We start from the raw sequence: 13,456 nt of genomic DNA on the forward strand, positions 1-13,456 counted from the left end.
ATCTCCCCAAAATCGGCGGTTAACAAGGATTAACTAACGCGCGCAGATTCGGCGAGCTACGATAAAGGCATCTGTAAATTCCACTGTTACTGAAATCGTGTGGATAGCGGGAGTTGTTAAAGCAGGTTAGCGAGGCTTGATTAAGCAGGTTAGCGGGGCTTGATTAAGCAGGTTAGCGGGGCTTGATTAAGCAGGTTAGCGGGGCTTGATTAAGCAGGTTCGATTGAACGTCAAACACTAGGAGAGGGAAATGAATGCAATCCTTGAAATGAATGCAATCCGTAAGGCCGGAATAGCCGTCTTACTAGCAGTCGCCATGGCGCCCGCCGCAACGTTCGCACAGAACAGCAGCGACGCCACTGGAACGCCGTCGGCAACCAGTGCACCGCAACCGCATACCAGCAAGTCAATCAGGCAAGCTAACCGCCGCCTGGCAAGTCGAGTTCGCACGGCGCTCACCAAAGGGAAAATCGACGCGCGTTCCTTGACCGTTCTAGCCAAGGGCGGTGCTGTGACATTGCTCGGTGGGGGGCAGGACACGGCGCAGATACAACGCGCCGGCGAGATTGCGAAACAAGTCCCCGGCGTGACCTCGGTGGACAATCGCCTTGTCCAGCATAGTGACCAGCAATAGCATCAGGACCGCTGCGATTGCGACGGCAACGCCGCCCGACGCTCGTCGAGCAGCGTCGGGTTCTCGGGCCTAGGAATGCAATATAAAATGCAAGCGCGTTCAAACGTGCGCTATCGACGACACGACCTAGACAATGACGAGGCTTAAGTTATGGATACGCTTGCAGTTCTGGTGACGGGGGCATCGAAAGGCATCGGGCTTTCCGTAGCGCATAAATTGTCCGCGCAGGGCTACGAGGTTATAGGGCTGGCCCGCAACACGCAGGGCGTCAGCTTCCCCGGCACGCTCATTTCCTGCGACCTTGCCAAGATCGACGAAACGGATGCTGTTTTACACACTATTGCCGAGCGATTCGAAATCTATGGCATCGTCAACAATGTCGGCGCGGTTTCTCCACAGCCGCTCGGCGCGATTGATCTGGAGCTCTTGCAGAGTACCTTCGATCTGAATGTCCGCGTTGCTGTGCAAGTGACGCAAACTCTTATTGACGCCATGAAGCAGCGCCGCAAGGGACGAATTGTGAACGTATGCAGCCGCGCCCTCCACGGTGCTATTGATCGAACCGCCTACGCCGCGGCCAAGAGCGCACTGGTCGGTTGCACGGGAACATGGGCATTGGAGCTCGCCGAACACGGGATAACCTCGAACGCCGTTGCGCCCGGGCCCATCGAAACGGAGCTATTCCGCAAGAGCCGACCAGTCGGGAGCGACGGGGAAAAGCGCATACTTTCGAGCATTCCCATGCGACGACTAGGAACCCCGGATGAAGTTGCCGCAGCCATCTGTTTCCTATTGTCCGAGGAAGCGAGTTTTATCACCGGACAAGTGCTCGCCGTCGATGGCGGCGGCAGCTTGGGCGGCCGGTAACAGGTGCGGTATCAGTGAGTAAGTTGGACTCTTGCCAGAAATAGGCATGTTCTCGTCACTCCCCCTTTTCGCTAAACGCTCGAGTGGCAACTCTTACTTCGAGCTCGCCGAGCTGTTCGCGAAAGAACGCTCGCATACTGTCCAGCGACGGCGCATCGGATAACAACCGCTCGTACCCTTCATCCGCCGGGTCTGGTCTACAGGCTCGCAAATGCATCGCGGCTATTTCGTAGAGATTCAAGACGGATAGCCGTTCGTAGACCGCATAGAAATCGTCCATCGTGAAGCCGTGCTGGGTCAGCAGCACATAGAGGTCGAACCAGTCTCTCGTCGTCGATCGCTCGGCGCACAAAAGCGCGTTAGTCGCGAATATCTCGTTAAGCGTAGCTACGCGCAATGGCACGGAGGGTGCGCCTTGTAGCACCCGATAGGCGGGGGGGCCAGTACTACGAACGAGATTTTTACCGCGTCATTTGCAATGTAATTTTGCTGATAGTTGGCGAGTTCTAGTCCTGAGTTCATGAAGTCCTCTTCGTCGAGCGGACTCGGATTAGGCGCCAGGGACACGCCCAAGCGATCGAGATCACGCGCGAGCGCCTGAAGCCGCACGCGAGGCAGATGCTTTTCCGTAAACGCGAAGTCGAGGTCTTCGCTCACTCGGTGGCCAATGTGCAGCATCAATGCTGTCCCACCTATCAGAACGAAACCGTTGAGCATAGGATGCCCCTCAAGTTTCTCCCAGACTAGGCGAGTATCAGGCCGAAGCTTGCTCGTATCCACGGCGTAAAGTCATAAGAATGCGGTCGGTCGACGCAGAAGCCCGGGTCACCTCTCTGGAAGCTTCAATCTTCAACGTTGCCCATTCGTTTTCCAGCGTCGGCAGTCCGAACTCAAGCGCTGCGTCGAGCAGCATCGGAAAACGTGGGGCGAGTAAGGCGCGGCGCATATACACGGTGTCGGGCGCGTTACTGTTTGAAAAGACCAGCGACCGGTACTTGTCTCTGAAGCGCCGGGATTGCTGGTGCGTCGAGTCAACAGCGACGCCAGGTGCAACAGCGGCGGAAACATACGATTGCGCCACGACGTGCATGCCTGCAGCGTTCGCCAGCCGCTCTATCGCCTCAAGCTGTCCGGAACCCCGTTTCTTCATACGAGAGAGCCCGGCTTCGGAAATGCCTGCGCGTTGTGCAAGCTTCTTTTGCGTTAGGCCTTGTTGTTCCGCGTGGGCGATAATTTCATCGATTAGTCGAAGTGTTCGTCCTGTCATGACAGACCTCTTGAGCAAAGCGTCAATTATTATCGTACTGAAATTGCTGTTTCAGTCAATTAATACCCGATGCAGACAATTTTGCCGACGAGTCGACCATGCTGACCAACGCTCGCCCAGATCGTCTTGTCTTTCATCGCCCACACTTCATCTCCGCGGATATGAATACGCTACGAACACCGTCCAGGGCTATCATTGCGTCTCTGTTTGCCCAAGTTACGCGAGCCTGCCAATACTTCTCGGAGATGTGTATGGTTTTTTCACAGACAGTTCGGACCGGCGCGTTCGCCGCGCTTATGTTGCTTGGCTTGACCGGGTCTGCTACCGCCCAAGTGGCGCGTGGCCAAGCCGCCAGCAACGCAACGGCAGGTTTGGACACCCCGTCGTCAGAACTCGTCGTGACACCCGGCTTCAGTGGCGACGATCCGTCGGCCGTACGCGATACCTTCATCGGCAAGGAAAATGGAAACGGCGCCAATGGCGGCGCCCCCAGCTCGACGCGCAGTCACATCAAGGAGTGGGTCGGGAAGGTACTGCCAAGTAACCGCACGGTGTCAGCCCTGCTCGGAGACAACCCGGGACGCGAGCTTGCGTTCGTTGCCCCCGTATCGCGTGGAATTCTCTACAGCTCAACGACCCATATCATGAAGGTGGATGTCAGCTTCTCGGACGAGAGCCATCCCGATGACATCATCCTCAGAAGGGTCGTGTCCGGGCCCGATGGACAAAAATTGACTTTTGCCGCGCAAGCCAAATCCGAAGGCTTCGTCCAGACGATCGATCTGATTGACATACAAGCCGCGGGCAAGCGCGATGAAACCACCGTGCATGGACGCTTTGCCCTATCGTCGAGCGCATTCGCTCAAGCCGACGGAAACCTCGCGGTGGTATTTATCTGCCGCGTCGTGCCGCCTTACCTGACTGAGCAACATAGCCATCGTGACGCCACCGATGACGAACCGACCGATATCACCACGCGAACCTCGACCCTCCATGTCGCGGTAGACGATATCTGGTTGATCGATCAAACCAAGGGCGTGGTAATCGAGAAGGGCCTGCGGCTGACGAAATAGTGGCCCGCAACCTCGGGCCTGGCGTTCAACGTTACAGCATGCTCTCCGGTACCAACGGCCCGAGCAGTTCGACTTCCACGCGCTCCCACTCACTGGTGTTCGGCTCATGATCGATCAGTTGCACATAATCTTCCGATGAACCCACCCACTGAAGATGGCCGCTACTCGTCAAACGCACGTTATATGCACTGCCTAAATCGATCAGCGAGTTGACTTCCGCGGTGAGTTCGGGGCTATTGACGATGACGGCCACCTCGGTGTTCAGGTTGGCGGAGCGATTATCGAGGTTCATCGAACCAATGAACAAGGTCTTGCCGTCCACGGTAGCCAATTTGGCGTGAAGCTGCGCACGCGAGGCACCAAAGTCGCCGAATTTGCCGCGCTTGAACGGCTGGGTGGGATTGAGCTCATAGAGCTCGACACCCAAATGCAGCAGACGGAATCGATAACGCGCATAACCGATATGCGCCAATATCGTGTCGTTGGACGCCAACGAGTTGGTGAACACCAGCACCCTCACGCCGCGCTCGCGCATCGCGGCAATATGCGCGATGCCTTCCTTTCCTGGGACGAAGTACGGTGAGATAGCCATGAACTCATGTTGCGCCGTGGCCGCCAGAGCGGAAAACTCCCGACGCACGGTATCGCCGTGATCGCGCCGGCCAGACCCGGCAATTTTATCGGGCATATCCGCCACGACGCGTGCCGGAGCTTGGATCAGCGGCACGGAATCGCCGCGCAACTGATCGATCAGCGCTTCGTAACGCTCCATGCCGAGATTCATTCCCGGGGGATCCGGTTTCATCACCTCGCCGGTTTGGTCCATGAAGTACTGATCGGATCGTCCGCGCGGGCTTGACGAGGCAATCTGTGCAATCGGGTAGGCATACTCGCTGTTCCAATACGCATCGAATGATTTGGACAGATCCCGCACTATCGGTCCGGCCGCGAGCAAATCGAGGTCGAGAAAATTATGATCGGGTTTGCGCAGGAAATATTCGGCCGCGATATTGCGCCCGCCCATGATGGCGAACGTGTTATCGGCGATAAACAGTTTGTTGTGCATCCGATGATTGGTGCGCTGCAGATCGGTCAACGAGCTGGCGAAGCGCAGGGGAATGGAGGAGCGCCCCGCCGGGAAGGGATTGAACAGACGTACCTCGACGTTCGGGGTCTCCGCGAGCGACGACAGCAGTGCGTCTTCACCCACTGTATGCAGATCGTCGATCAAGACGCGCACCCGCACGCCGCGGCCGGCCGCCCGATATAGCGCGCGTAGAAAATACTGACCGGTGGAGTCGGCCGCGATTTCGTAGTATTGAACGTCCAGTGTTTTCTCGGCCCGATCGGCAAGGATCACCCGGGCGGCCATCGAGCCATAGGAAATCGGCAATATCTGGAATCCGGAATCGCCCGGGGTGTGGAGCGAATTCGCGGCGAGCCGCGCCAATTGCGAGTCGGCCGGCGGCTCGAGCGCTGCCGTGGGTGCAGGCTGAGCAAGCGGTGGCAGCGAGGCACAGCCGGCCAGGCTGATAACGAATGCGAAAAGAATGCCAAGCTTCATGAGGGCTTCCTATTCGTTGATGGTCGTGTGCAGGCGGCGTTTGAACTGTTCCAACGACCATTTAATTGGAATTTTCCTCGCAGGTTACATTACTTTACTCCGACCCGTCCGTTCGACAGCTCAGGTGTCGGGCAGCGCTTAGAAAGCGCTCTGACAGAATCCCAACGCAGTCGTACACACCATTGCGTAGGGCGCAAAGATCAATCAGGTCTGGGACGTCGACGCCATCACCGGTCGTCCAATCGTGAGGAAACGAGCCAGCGCCAGCACGGGAAAGAGCGTTCCTACGATAGCCACCCAAGCCCAGCCACCATGCTCATACAGCTCGCTCGCGAGTGCGGATCCCACGGCACCTCCGATGAAGATGCTCGTCATATAGAGGGCATTCAGTCGGCTGCGGCTTGGGGCGTGCAGCGCATAGATTTCGCGCTGTCCAAGCACCATGTTCATCTGCACGGCGAAGTCCAGGATGATCCCCGTCATGACGAGTCCGATCACACCAAGGCGAGGATCCACAAGCACCGGAAGGTAGCTGAAGCAGCCCACACCCAGTGCAATGAGTGTGGCGCGACGGGTATGGCCTGCGTCGGCGAGACGCCCCGCGATTGGCGCCGAGGTCGCTCCGATCGCGCCCACCAGCGCGAATACGGCGATAGCCGACTGCGAGAGCCCGTAGTGGTGCATCAGTTCAACCGGCACCGCGGTCCAGAACAGGCTGAACGAAGCAAACATCAAGCCCTGAAACAGCGAGCGCTGGCGTAGCACGGGCATGCTTGCGACGAGTGACTCCAGCGATCTGATCAGCTGAAAATAGGTCGCCTTGTGGTCGGGTTGACGGCTCGGGATGGTCAGCGCAAGCACTGTTGTTACCACCACCATCAGCACGGTCGCGTACCCGAATACGGCGCGCCAGCCGAAATGGTCGGCGATAACACTGGCGATCGGGCGGGAAAGCAGAATGCCGAGCAAGAGCCCGCTCATGATCGTGCCGACCACCCGCCCGCGCGATTCATCAGAGGCCAGGTGCGCCGCGAGGGGGATCAGCAACTGAACCGCCACCGAACTGAATCCGATCAGAAAGGAGATGGCTAGAAAAGCGCCCGGTTGGTGGACGAATGCCGATGCCGCGAGACTTACGATGGCTACCAACGCCGTCGCTATCATCAGCTTGCGGTTTTCGAGCAGATCGCCCAGTGGCACCAGGAAGAAAAGCCCCAACGCGTAGCCAATCTGGGTAAGCGAGACAATCAGGCTCGCGGTGCCCCCGGACATATGGATGTCGGCGGCAATCAGCGCGGTAATCGGCTGCGTGTAGTAGAGGTTGGCGACAATTGCCCCGCAACAGAACGAAAATAGCAGGATCAAGCCGCGCGTCATCTTGACGCCGGGGTTTTCTGGAGCGAGTGTTTCAACGCGAGTGTTCATTTAACGCCCTCTATCACCTTAAAAAGATTTGACCACAATAATCGATGCGGTCCATGAGAAAACATACGTGCAAGCGACGAAGCTGCATGATACGGTCACCGAGTGAGATGCCAAGCTCCGACATGCTGATGCCGAGCCGTCGTTGCTGCAATTCCCAACGGGATAACGCGGACTGCAGGTGATTGTCTTCGCTGGACAGGGCATGCGCCAGCGCAACCGCGTTCGCCGCTGCTTTCGCGGTGCTTCCTGCGGTATGCGGGCGCGGCACGTACGCAGCGTCCCCAAGCAGGATTGTCCGGCCGAAGACCATTTTATGCACCCGAAGGTCCTGAATCGCTTGAACGAACGGTTCGGCAGTCGCCCTCACCAGGGCCCGCAGCGTCGGGGCGAGCCATTTTCCGGCGGCTGAACGGAGTTCGGCGATATCCTCGTCCTTGGTTATACCCGGCGGCAATGACGTGCTGCGTTGCGTCCCGTTCCTGTCCAGCATCAACGCGCTGAGGCGTTCGTCAGATAGAGGGCGATACCAGACCCAATTCCAACGCCGCTTGCCGACCTCGGTTGCACCGTCTTCCCCAGGGACGAGATAGACCAGGATCAGATGCGCTTCGCCTCGGTGGAAAGTAAATCGACCACGCAGAACGTCTGCCGCGTCGGCCGGTAAATCATTTTCTTCAACGAGGCCACGCCATGCGACATATATGACCCATGGGGAGCTCCTGATAGTTTGCGTCTGCTCGTCTGAAGGGGCCGCGGCCCGATTCCGATGGCCGATACAGCGCCATGACGTTCACGGCGTTCGCCTTCTCGTCTTGGTAGCGGAAGAATAGCCGTTATGTAATCAGCGGAGAATCCCAATGCAATGCAAACCAGCGTTGCGCGAGGCGCATAAATGAGCTGTCGGATGCATTTTGACGCTGCGACTGCGCTGCGCCCATTCCTGCGCACGGGCATGGGCATGTGCGTTCGTACTTACCCAGAAGCGCCGAAGCGTGCCTTTTTGAACGCCGCATTACGGGGAGGGGCCTGTTTTGGCCCCGTCGCCCGTTCCAGCCCCGTTTTTGCCTACCCGGTCCGGCCACTTTCGAACAGAAACCACGTGCGGCGCTCGGCTTCGTCGATCCACTGCTCCAGCACACTCGCCGTGGCGACATCGCCATACTCGTCGCAAAGGCTATGGGTTTCTTTCATGTACCGCACCAGGGACATATTGTCCTCGCGCAGCTCGGCGAGCATGTCGGGCGGTGTCACGAAAGCGGCGTCGTTGTCGAGAATGCGCTGCAGCTTCGTGCTATGGCCCATCGAGCGCAGTGTCGTGCCGCCAATCTTGCGCACACGTTCCGCAATCGGGTCTGTCGTCGCGAAGATCTGGTCAGCCTGCTCATCGAGCAGCAGGTGATAGTCGCGGAAGTAAGGGCCGGACATGTGCCAGTGGAAATTTTTGGTCTTCATATACAACGCCAGGGTATCGGCTAGCAGTGTATTGAGCTCCGTCGAGATGTCGCGGGTCGCGTCCTCGCTGAGGGCATTGGGGGTATTCAGCGGTGCCTTTCTTCGCTCAGCGGTCTTCTTGGAATCGTTCATACATGGCCTCCAGAGAAATACGGGGTAGGCTCAGACACGCTGCGGAATCGTCTTCCATGAGCAGTTTCCATGCGCGTGGTCCACGAGCATTTTTCATGCGCGTTTTCATGAACTGTTGCATGAGGTGTTGCACGAGATGCTGCCTGAGCGGAATGTGCGGCGTAACTTGCATCGACAAAACACGCTTTAGATGAAAAGCAAACGTGCGTAAGCTCGACCGCATGCGTCCAGTGTAGTACCGGGTTGACGAAAGCGGTTACGGTCCCTGCTTAATTGTTCTGCTCATTGCTCCAAATTGGCCGCGCCGTTCGCTCCCTGGCCGACTGTCAGGTGAGCGTCTTCGGCCCGCAACGGTCCAGTTCGTATGCGCGAACCGGAGTTATCCGCGAGCAGGCAGCGCCAGGGTGCTCGTAAGGAAGTCGAGAAATGCAGTGATGCGGTGGGACCCGCGATGGTTAGGCAAGTAAAGGGCGCTAATGGAAGAGCGTGTGTCGTTCGGATTGATCTCATACTGCTCGGAAAGCTTCGTGAGGCGACCGGCCTGGACATCCGCATCGATGAGCCAGCTCGGCAGCAAGGCGATTCCGGAGCCATTCAGTGCTGCTTCGCGTAGCACTTCGGTGTTGTTGGTCTTCAGCCGGCCTGTCACTGCAATTTTCGTGGTGGTAGCGCCGTTAGCGCAGAACGTCCAGACTTGCTGTTCGGTACCGTACGAAAACCGCAAGCATTGGTGTTCTGCGAGCGCCTCGGGCGACTTGGGTATACCGTGAGCATCAAGATAGGATTTGCTGGCAACGACGTACCGGCTGAAATGCTCGATGGCTCGACGCCGCGGTCCGAGACAGAGGCATCCGCTTCGGCGAGGGCTTCAATGATGCGTTTGGCTCGGGTGTAGTAGCTGACCCCGGCGTCCGACAGGGCTACCTGCCTTGTCGTCCTGTTGAAGAGGACAGTGCCTAATGAGTCTTCGAGTGCTTCGACGGCGCGGGTCACCGATGATGTCGCAACATTCAGGCGCCGCGCTGCTGAATCCGCCTGTCTCAGCGACCTCCACAAACACACTGAGCGCCATCAATTTGTCCATGTCATAGCCTCTTGCGCAACGGTGCATTGCTTCGTGTTGCCATTCTATCTGCTGCCTGATGGCCTATTCTATCTAGGCCAACAATTCTTTTGGAGAGGTTCGATGGAAAAGCTGAATATCGAGGTCACATACGATTTCATTTGTCCTTGGTGCTGGATAGGCGAGGAGAAACTGCAGACAGCGATAGCGGAAGCCAACGCCGATGCGCAAACGAAGCTCGTGTTCGTTCCCTACGAGCTCAATCCGGGTATGCCTGTCGAAGGTGTTGATCGCAAAGCGTATCGGTCAGCCAAGTTTGGAAGTTGGGCGCGCTCGCAGGCAATGGACGCTCAAGTTGAGTTGGCAGGACGGGAAGTGGGCCTGGAGTTCAACTATGCGCTAGCGAAGCGCACGCCGAATACGCTCGCGGCTCATCGACTCGTGTGGATGCTGCAACAGGAGCACGACGTGACGGCATTGGTGAAATCGATCTTCCATGCGTATTTTTCCGCCGGCAGTGACATTGGTGATGTCGCTGTATTGACGGAGCTTGCGGTTGCTGAGGGCTTCGACCGAACCAAGGTCAGCTCGTTTCTTTCGTCGAACCAGGGCGTGGACGAGGTGCGTGCGCTTGAAACGGGTGCGATCGAGCGTGGCGTGAATTCGGTGCCGTCTGTGAGGGTAGCCAGTGACATCGTCACGGGTGCGCAGTCTGTGGCGCTGTTCCGGGCGACGCTTGAGGGCGCCTTGAACGGCAGCGCGACGCCGGCGTAAGCGCAGTGGGTAGAGCGGGGGCGCTGGTCGACACAGCGCACACCGCGATGCCTGTTCAGCGGCATCGACTCGACTGGCGCGGCAGGTTCGTAGCGGAGGTGGGTGATGGATGGAGCGAAAGTAGTCCGGGTTCTCGGGGTGGCACACAGCAAGGAGGCGTACGCTATCCGGGACTTCCTCTCTCGAGGCGTAGTCGAATATGAGTGGCTGGAAGTTGCATCCGACAGCGATTGCGTCCGGGAGTTGAGCATTTCAGGCCTTGATGATATCTGCTGGCCCGTGGTTGTGTTTCCAGACGGCTCGATGCTATACGCTCCGACGTTGGCGGAGATTGCTACCAAGCTGGGTTGGGTCTCTCGTCCGCGTTATCGGGAGTACGACCTGTCGATCTACGGAGCGGGACCGGCAGGACTATCGGCCGCGGTCTACGCGGCATCGGAGGGGCTGCGCGCGGTGGTTATCGAGCGCGCGGCGATTGGCGGCCAAGCGGGAACCAGCTCACTGATCGAAAACTATATGGGCTTTCCGAACGGCATCGCCGGCGCAGAGCTGGCGGAACGTGCACGTCAGCAGGCAGTGAAGTTCGGTATCGAACTTCTGATGATGCGCGAGGGCGTGCATGCCACGTTCGTGAATGGGAAAATCGAAGTCAGTCTGGCCGACGGAGCGCGGCTTACGGCGCGCGCCAATATTTGCGCGACGGGTATCGAGTACCGCAACCTTGGGATTCCCGATGAGCAAAGGCTGTTGAATGCCGGATTGTTTTACGGCGCCGGCACCAGCGAAGCGCCGATGTGCAGCGGGAAAAAAGTTTTTATCGTAGGAGGCGGAAACTCCGCGGGGCAGGCCGCGATGAATTTTGCACGTATGGCAGAAAGCGTCACGATGATCGTTCGTGGTCCGTCGCTTGGTGCAACGCTTTCTCATTACCTTCTGGATCGCATAGCGGATACCAGCAACATCAATGTCGTACTTGAATCGGCTGTCTCTGAACTCTATGGCGACACCGAACTTGAAGCGCTGCAACTCACGAACATGGCGGGAAAAACGCAGGTTGTTCCGGTAGACCGGTTATTCGTTTGTATTGGCGGCGCGCCCAACACCGAGTGGGCAAAAGACACTACCATCGTTCGGGACAGGAATGGGTATTTGGTGACAGGCGCGGATCTGAGCGAGTTTTCGCAGTTCGAACGATTTTGGCCACTCAAGCGGCGCCCCTACTTTTTGGAAACGAGCGTGCCGGGCTCGTTCGCAGCGGGTGATGTTCGCTATGGATCCGTCAAGCGAGTCGCATCGGCAGTAGGAGAAGGGGCGATGGCGGTTACGTTTGTTCACCGATATCTGGCGGAATCGGCGTTGTGATCACGTCGAACCGATGCTATCGCGGGCGAATAATTAATCTGGTGGAAATCGAATCTGCGAGAAATGCCTTCCCGCGATGACGGCCCGGCGTTCGATTTCCGCCGCCGACTCGATCAGTTCGCTTTGCTCAAGAAAGAGTAGGAAGGCGCGAGTCGATATCTTGCGACAGTTATCGGGAAGCATGAAACTAGCCCGGGCGATCTTATGATCTTCAAACAGAAAAATACCCGCCCGCTCGGCGGATAGTCCGAGGCCCTGCATCGCTTCCTGAGCCGCGTGTTCGCCGAGATTGGATTTGCGCACCTTCGGTACAGCGCCGGAGGATTGGACATAGTGTCGATAGATCTGGGTGGTGGTAACAGACAGCCCTTTGATGCTGACCCAATCGGCGATCTGTTGGCTCGTGGGAGTCTGGTTACGAGTGACCTCATGGAGCACCATGTCGACAATTTCGACTGTCCAGGACGGCTTTAATAATAGGTCTAATGCGTTCGCGTACGCGAGGGTGATCAGCGGACCTGCATCAGGAAACAAGGTGATGACGCGGCTACTTGCCATCTCTATCTATTAAGTAGCGTACTGAGCTCGTGGGCCATCTGCAGCGTGTCTGTATCGGCCAGTCGCGGCATCGGCAAATGGGCTTGGGCCATTAGCAGAAACAGGTCTTCGTCAGTGTCGATTCCCAATGCATCCATGGCGTTCCTGTCGTCGATCCGTCCCAGCGAGAAATCGAGCAGCGTCTTGAAGTTATGATTACTGCTTGCTTCAGCTGCTTCGAAAGTCTCCACTAGGTATCGCAATTCTGCGTTGAACAGGGCATTGATCGACGTATCCGATTTGGCTGCAAGGATCTTCGCGCGCTTTAGCAAATCGCGATCCACTGCGCCGGTGAAATTGACGGTTTGAGCCATGATGGATTCTCCGATAACAGCCTAAATCGTAGCACATGAACAAGTGCAACACATAATTATGTGTCTATTGGGATGTGTGGCCGCCGAGACCCAAGCCCGGCACGTCCACTTATTGACTGGCATGGGCAACTGGGTTGACGGAATTGCGTACCGTGTGTAGTCAAATTTGGCTGTTGCTGCGGCTGAATTCGCTCACAGCACGTACCAACATGACCGGTACTACAGATAATGCAGAACGATCGTTGCGCTACCGTCGAGATCGCTTGTGTGCGTCATATCCAGCGTGGTTTTAGGCGCGATAAAAGCCTGCAAGGTCAGCGTCGTACTGAACATCTTTCCAGGGGCGGGCTTGCCAGGTTCCGCCTCTGTTGCCATCGAAAACCATTTCGACGACGTTGGGATCAGAGCTTGAGTGGAGGGGCTGGGCTTCCACGTGACGCCGCTGTCGTTCGAGTACGTGCCTTTGGCGGAGTCGCCGTCGATCTGAAAGTCACTCATCGTGATTTCATAGTAGCCCAGGTTCTTGCCTCCCGCCGCACCTAAGCCATAGACATAGGGCACCCCCAACATATCTTGGGGAACCGTGGCGTAGCGCTCATCGAAGGCCTGGAATGCGACTTGCCTGGCACCGCCGCATTCGATGCTCATCGCCGCTGTTTTTGCTTCCAACGGTGTGTAGAAGCTGGCCTGAAGATGGTCTCCCGATATGTCGTTGTAGTCAAACACGCTGGTGGAGAGCGTAGGCACACATCCGGCGGGGACAATGTTACCGGTTACCGCCAAGGGCGCCAATTGTGCCAATGCGGCGGAACAAGCCAATATGAGGGCCGCGGCGGCGCATACTTTAGACGTCAAATTCATGTTCTTACTCTTTATCCTTGGGAAAATCTGAGCCGGGATCTACAGACAGGCTTAGCGCTACTTGCTACGGA

The 13,456-nt window shown here is 57.4% G+C and carries 15 protein-coding genes and 1 pseudogene; 5 read left to right on the top strand and 11 right to left on the bottom strand.

Annotated features, from left to right (window positions below; all coding sequences use genetic code 11):
• Nucleotides 1-250: 250 nt before the first annotated feature.
• Both GSQ77_RS26520 and GSQ77_RS26525 read left to right on the top strand, forming a co-directional pair.
• On the top strand, nucleotides 251-634 hold the full coding sequence (locus GSQ77_RS26520) for a BON domain-containing protein (protein WP_158906689.1): 384 nt from the start codon (nucleotides 251-253) through the stop codon (nucleotides 632-634).
• 150 nt (nucleotides 635-784) lie between these two features.
• The gene (locus tag GSQ77_RS26525; RefSeq protein WP_158906691.1) at nucleotides 785-1,501 is read left to right on the top strand and encodes an SDR family oxidoreductase; all 717 of its coding nucleotides are present in this window, start codon (nucleotides 785-787) and stop codon (nucleotides 1,499-1,501) included.
• A gap of 55 nt (nucleotides 1,502-1,556) precedes the next feature.
• Here the strand turns inward: GSQ77_RS26525 and GSQ77_RS26530 are convergent, their stop codons facing one another.
• From GSQ77_RS26530 to GSQ77_RS26540, 3 genes are read right to left on the bottom strand one after another with little or no spacing between them, the layout of a single operon-like run.
• Entirely contained in the window at nucleotides 1,557-1,904 is a 348-nt protein-coding gene (locus GSQ77_RS26530) for a nucleotidyl transferase AbiEii/AbiGii toxin family protein (protein ID WP_158906693.1), read from the bottom strand.
• Nucleotides 1,889-2,218, bottom strand: a complete 330-nt coding sequence (locus GSQ77_RS26535; protein WP_158906695.1) for a nucleotidyl transferase AbiEii/AbiGii toxin family protein — start codon at nucleotides 2,216-2,218, stop codon at nucleotides 1,889-1,891. Before GSQ77_RS26535 ends, GSQ77_RS26530 begins: the two co-directional genes overlap by 16 nt.
• Before the next feature lie 37 nt (nucleotides 2,219-2,255).
• Nucleotides 2,256-2,768 (bottom strand): helix-turn-helix transcriptional regulator, encoded by a 513-nt coding sequence (locus tag GSQ77_RS26540; protein WP_158906697.1) that lies wholly within the window; start codon nucleotides 2,766-2,768, stop codon nucleotides 2,256-2,258.
• Nucleotides 2,769-3,019: 251 nt separating this feature from the next.
• On the opposite strand from GSQ77_RS26540, the gene GSQ77_RS26545 reads away from it, so the two are divergent.
• Entirely contained in the window at nucleotides 3,020-3,841 is an 822-nt protein-coding gene (locus GSQ77_RS26545; protein ID WP_158906699.1) for a hypothetical protein, read from the top strand.
• A 31-nt stretch (nucleotides 3,842-3,872) separates the two neighbouring features.
• Here the strand turns inward: GSQ77_RS26545 and GSQ77_RS26550 are convergent, their stop codons facing one another.
• From GSQ77_RS26550 to GSQ77_RS26570, 5 genes and pseudogenes are all read right to left on the bottom strand, one after another.
• On the bottom strand, nucleotides 3,873-5,405 hold the full coding sequence (locus GSQ77_RS26550) for a phospholipase D family protein (protein WP_158906701.1): 1,533 nt from the start codon (nucleotides 5,403-5,405) through the stop codon (nucleotides 3,873-3,875).
• 204 nt (nucleotides 5,406-5,609) lie between these two features.
• Nucleotides 5,610-6,830, bottom strand: a complete 1,221-nt coding sequence (locus tag GSQ77_RS26555; protein WP_158906703.1) for an MFS transporter — start codon at nucleotides 6,828-6,830, stop codon at nucleotides 5,610-5,612.
• 13 nt (nucleotides 6,831-6,843) lie between these two features.
• Complete coding sequence (locus tag GSQ77_RS26560) at nucleotides 6,844-7,320, bottom strand: hypothetical protein (protein ID WP_158906705.1); 477 nt, start codon at nucleotides 7,318-7,320, stop codon at nucleotides 6,844-6,846.
• Nucleotides 7,321-7,895: 575 nt separating this feature from the next.
• Nucleotides 7,896-8,414 carry a Dps family protein gene (locus GSQ77_RS26565; protein WP_158906707.1) on the bottom strand — a complete coding sequence of 173 codons (519 nt, stop codon included), beginning with the start codon at nucleotides 8,412-8,414 and terminating at the stop codon, nucleotides 7,896-7,898.
• A gap of 379 nt (nucleotides 8,415-8,793) precedes the next feature.
• A pseudogene (locus GSQ77_RS26570) lies at nucleotides 8,794-9,498 on the bottom strand (LysR family transcriptional regulator).
• A gap of 102 nt (nucleotides 9,499-9,600) precedes the next feature.
• Here GSQ77_RS26570 and GSQ77_RS26575 point away from each other — a divergent pair.
• Nucleotides 9,601-10,251, top strand: coding sequence for a DsbA family oxidoreductase (locus GSQ77_RS26575; RefSeq protein WP_158906709.1), 651 nt, complete (start codon nucleotides 9,601-9,603; stop codon nucleotides 10,249-10,251).
• 105 nt (nucleotides 10,252-10,356) lie between these two features.
• Nucleotides 10,357-11,613, top strand: coding sequence for an NAD(P)/FAD-dependent oxidoreductase (locus GSQ77_RS26580; RefSeq protein ID WP_158906711.1), 1,257 nt, complete (start codon nucleotides 10,357-10,359; stop codon nucleotides 11,611-11,613).
• A 33-nt stretch (nucleotides 11,614-11,646) separates the two neighbouring features.
• Here the strand turns inward: GSQ77_RS26580 and GSQ77_RS26585 are convergent, their stop codons facing one another.
• From GSQ77_RS26585 to GSQ77_RS26595, 3 genes are all read right to left on the bottom strand, one after another.
• On the bottom strand, nucleotides 11,647-12,171 hold the full coding sequence (locus tag GSQ77_RS26585) for a hypothetical protein (RefSeq protein WP_158906713.1): 525 nt from the start codon (nucleotides 12,169-12,171) through the stop codon (nucleotides 11,647-11,649).
• A gap of 2 nt (nucleotides 12,172-12,173) precedes the next feature.
• Nucleotides 12,174-12,524, bottom strand: coding sequence for a hypothetical protein (locus GSQ77_RS26590; protein ID WP_158906715.1), 351 nt, complete (start codon nucleotides 12,522-12,524; stop codon nucleotides 12,174-12,176).
• A gap of 219 nt (nucleotides 12,525-12,743) precedes the next feature.
• Nucleotides 12,744-13,385: a DUF1120 domain-containing protein gene (locus tag GSQ77_RS26595; RefSeq protein ID WP_158906717.1), complete on the bottom strand. Its 642-nt coding sequence runs from the start codon at nucleotides 13,383-13,385 to the stop codon at nucleotides 12,744-12,746.
• Nucleotides 13,386-13,456 lie beyond the last annotated feature (71 nt).

The sequence above is a fragment of the Burkholderia sp. L27(2015) genome (assembly GCF_009765705.1).
GTDB lineage: Bacteria > Pseudomonadota > Gammaproteobacteria > Burkholderiales > Burkholderiaceae > LMUX01.

Coding starts and splice junctions, on each gene's coding strand:
- GSQ77_RS26520 (WP_158906689.1), top strand. CDS start 251: ATGAATGCAATCCTTGAAATGAATGCAATCCGTAAGGCCGGAATAGCC.
- GSQ77_RS26525 (WP_158906691.1), top strand. CDS start 785: ATGGATACGCTTGCAGTTCTGGTGACGGGGGCATCGAAAGGCATCGGG.
- GSQ77_RS26535 (WP_158906695.1), bottom strand. CDS start 2,218: ATGCTCAACGGTTTCGTTCTGATAGGTGGGACAGCATTGATGCTGCAC.
- GSQ77_RS26540 (WP_158906697.1), bottom strand. CDS start 2,768: ATGACAGGACGAACACTTCGACTAATCGATGAAATTATCGCCCACGCG.
- GSQ77_RS26545 (WP_158906699.1), top strand. CDS start 3,020: ATGGTTTTTTCACAGACAGTTCGGACCGGCGCGTTCGCCGCGCTTATG.
- GSQ77_RS26550 (WP_158906701.1), bottom strand. CDS start 5,405: ATGAAGCTTGGCATTCTTTTCGCATTCGTTATCAGCCTGGCCGGCTGT.
- GSQ77_RS26555 (WP_158906703.1), bottom strand. CDS start 6,830: ATGAACACTCGCGTTGAAACACTCGCTCCAGAAAACCCCGGCGTCAAG.
- GSQ77_RS26560 (WP_158906705.1), bottom strand. CDS start 7,320: ATGCTGGACAGGAACGGGACGCAACGCAGCACGTCATTGCCGCCGGGT.
- GSQ77_RS26565 (WP_158906707.1), bottom strand. CDS start 8,414: ATGAACGATTCCAAGAAGACCGCTGAGCGAAGAAAGGCACCGCTGAAT.
- GSQ77_RS26575 (WP_158906709.1), top strand. CDS start 9,601: ATGGAAAAGCTGAATATCGAGGTCACATACGATTTCATTTGTCCTTGG.
- GSQ77_RS26580 (WP_158906711.1), top strand. CDS start 10,357: ATGGATGGAGCGAAAGTAGTCCGGGTTCTCGGGGTGGCACACAGCAAG.
- GSQ77_RS26585 (WP_158906713.1), bottom strand. CDS start 12,171: ATGGCAAGTAGCCGCGTCATCACCTTGTTTCCTGATGCAGGTCCGCTG.
- GSQ77_RS26590 (WP_158906715.1), bottom strand. CDS start 12,524: ATGGCTCAAACCGTCAATTTCACCGGCGCAGTGGATCGCGATTTGCTA.
- GSQ77_RS26595 (WP_158906717.1), bottom strand. CDS start 13,385: ATGAATTTGACGTCTAAAGTATGCGCCGCCGCGGCCCTCATATTGGCT.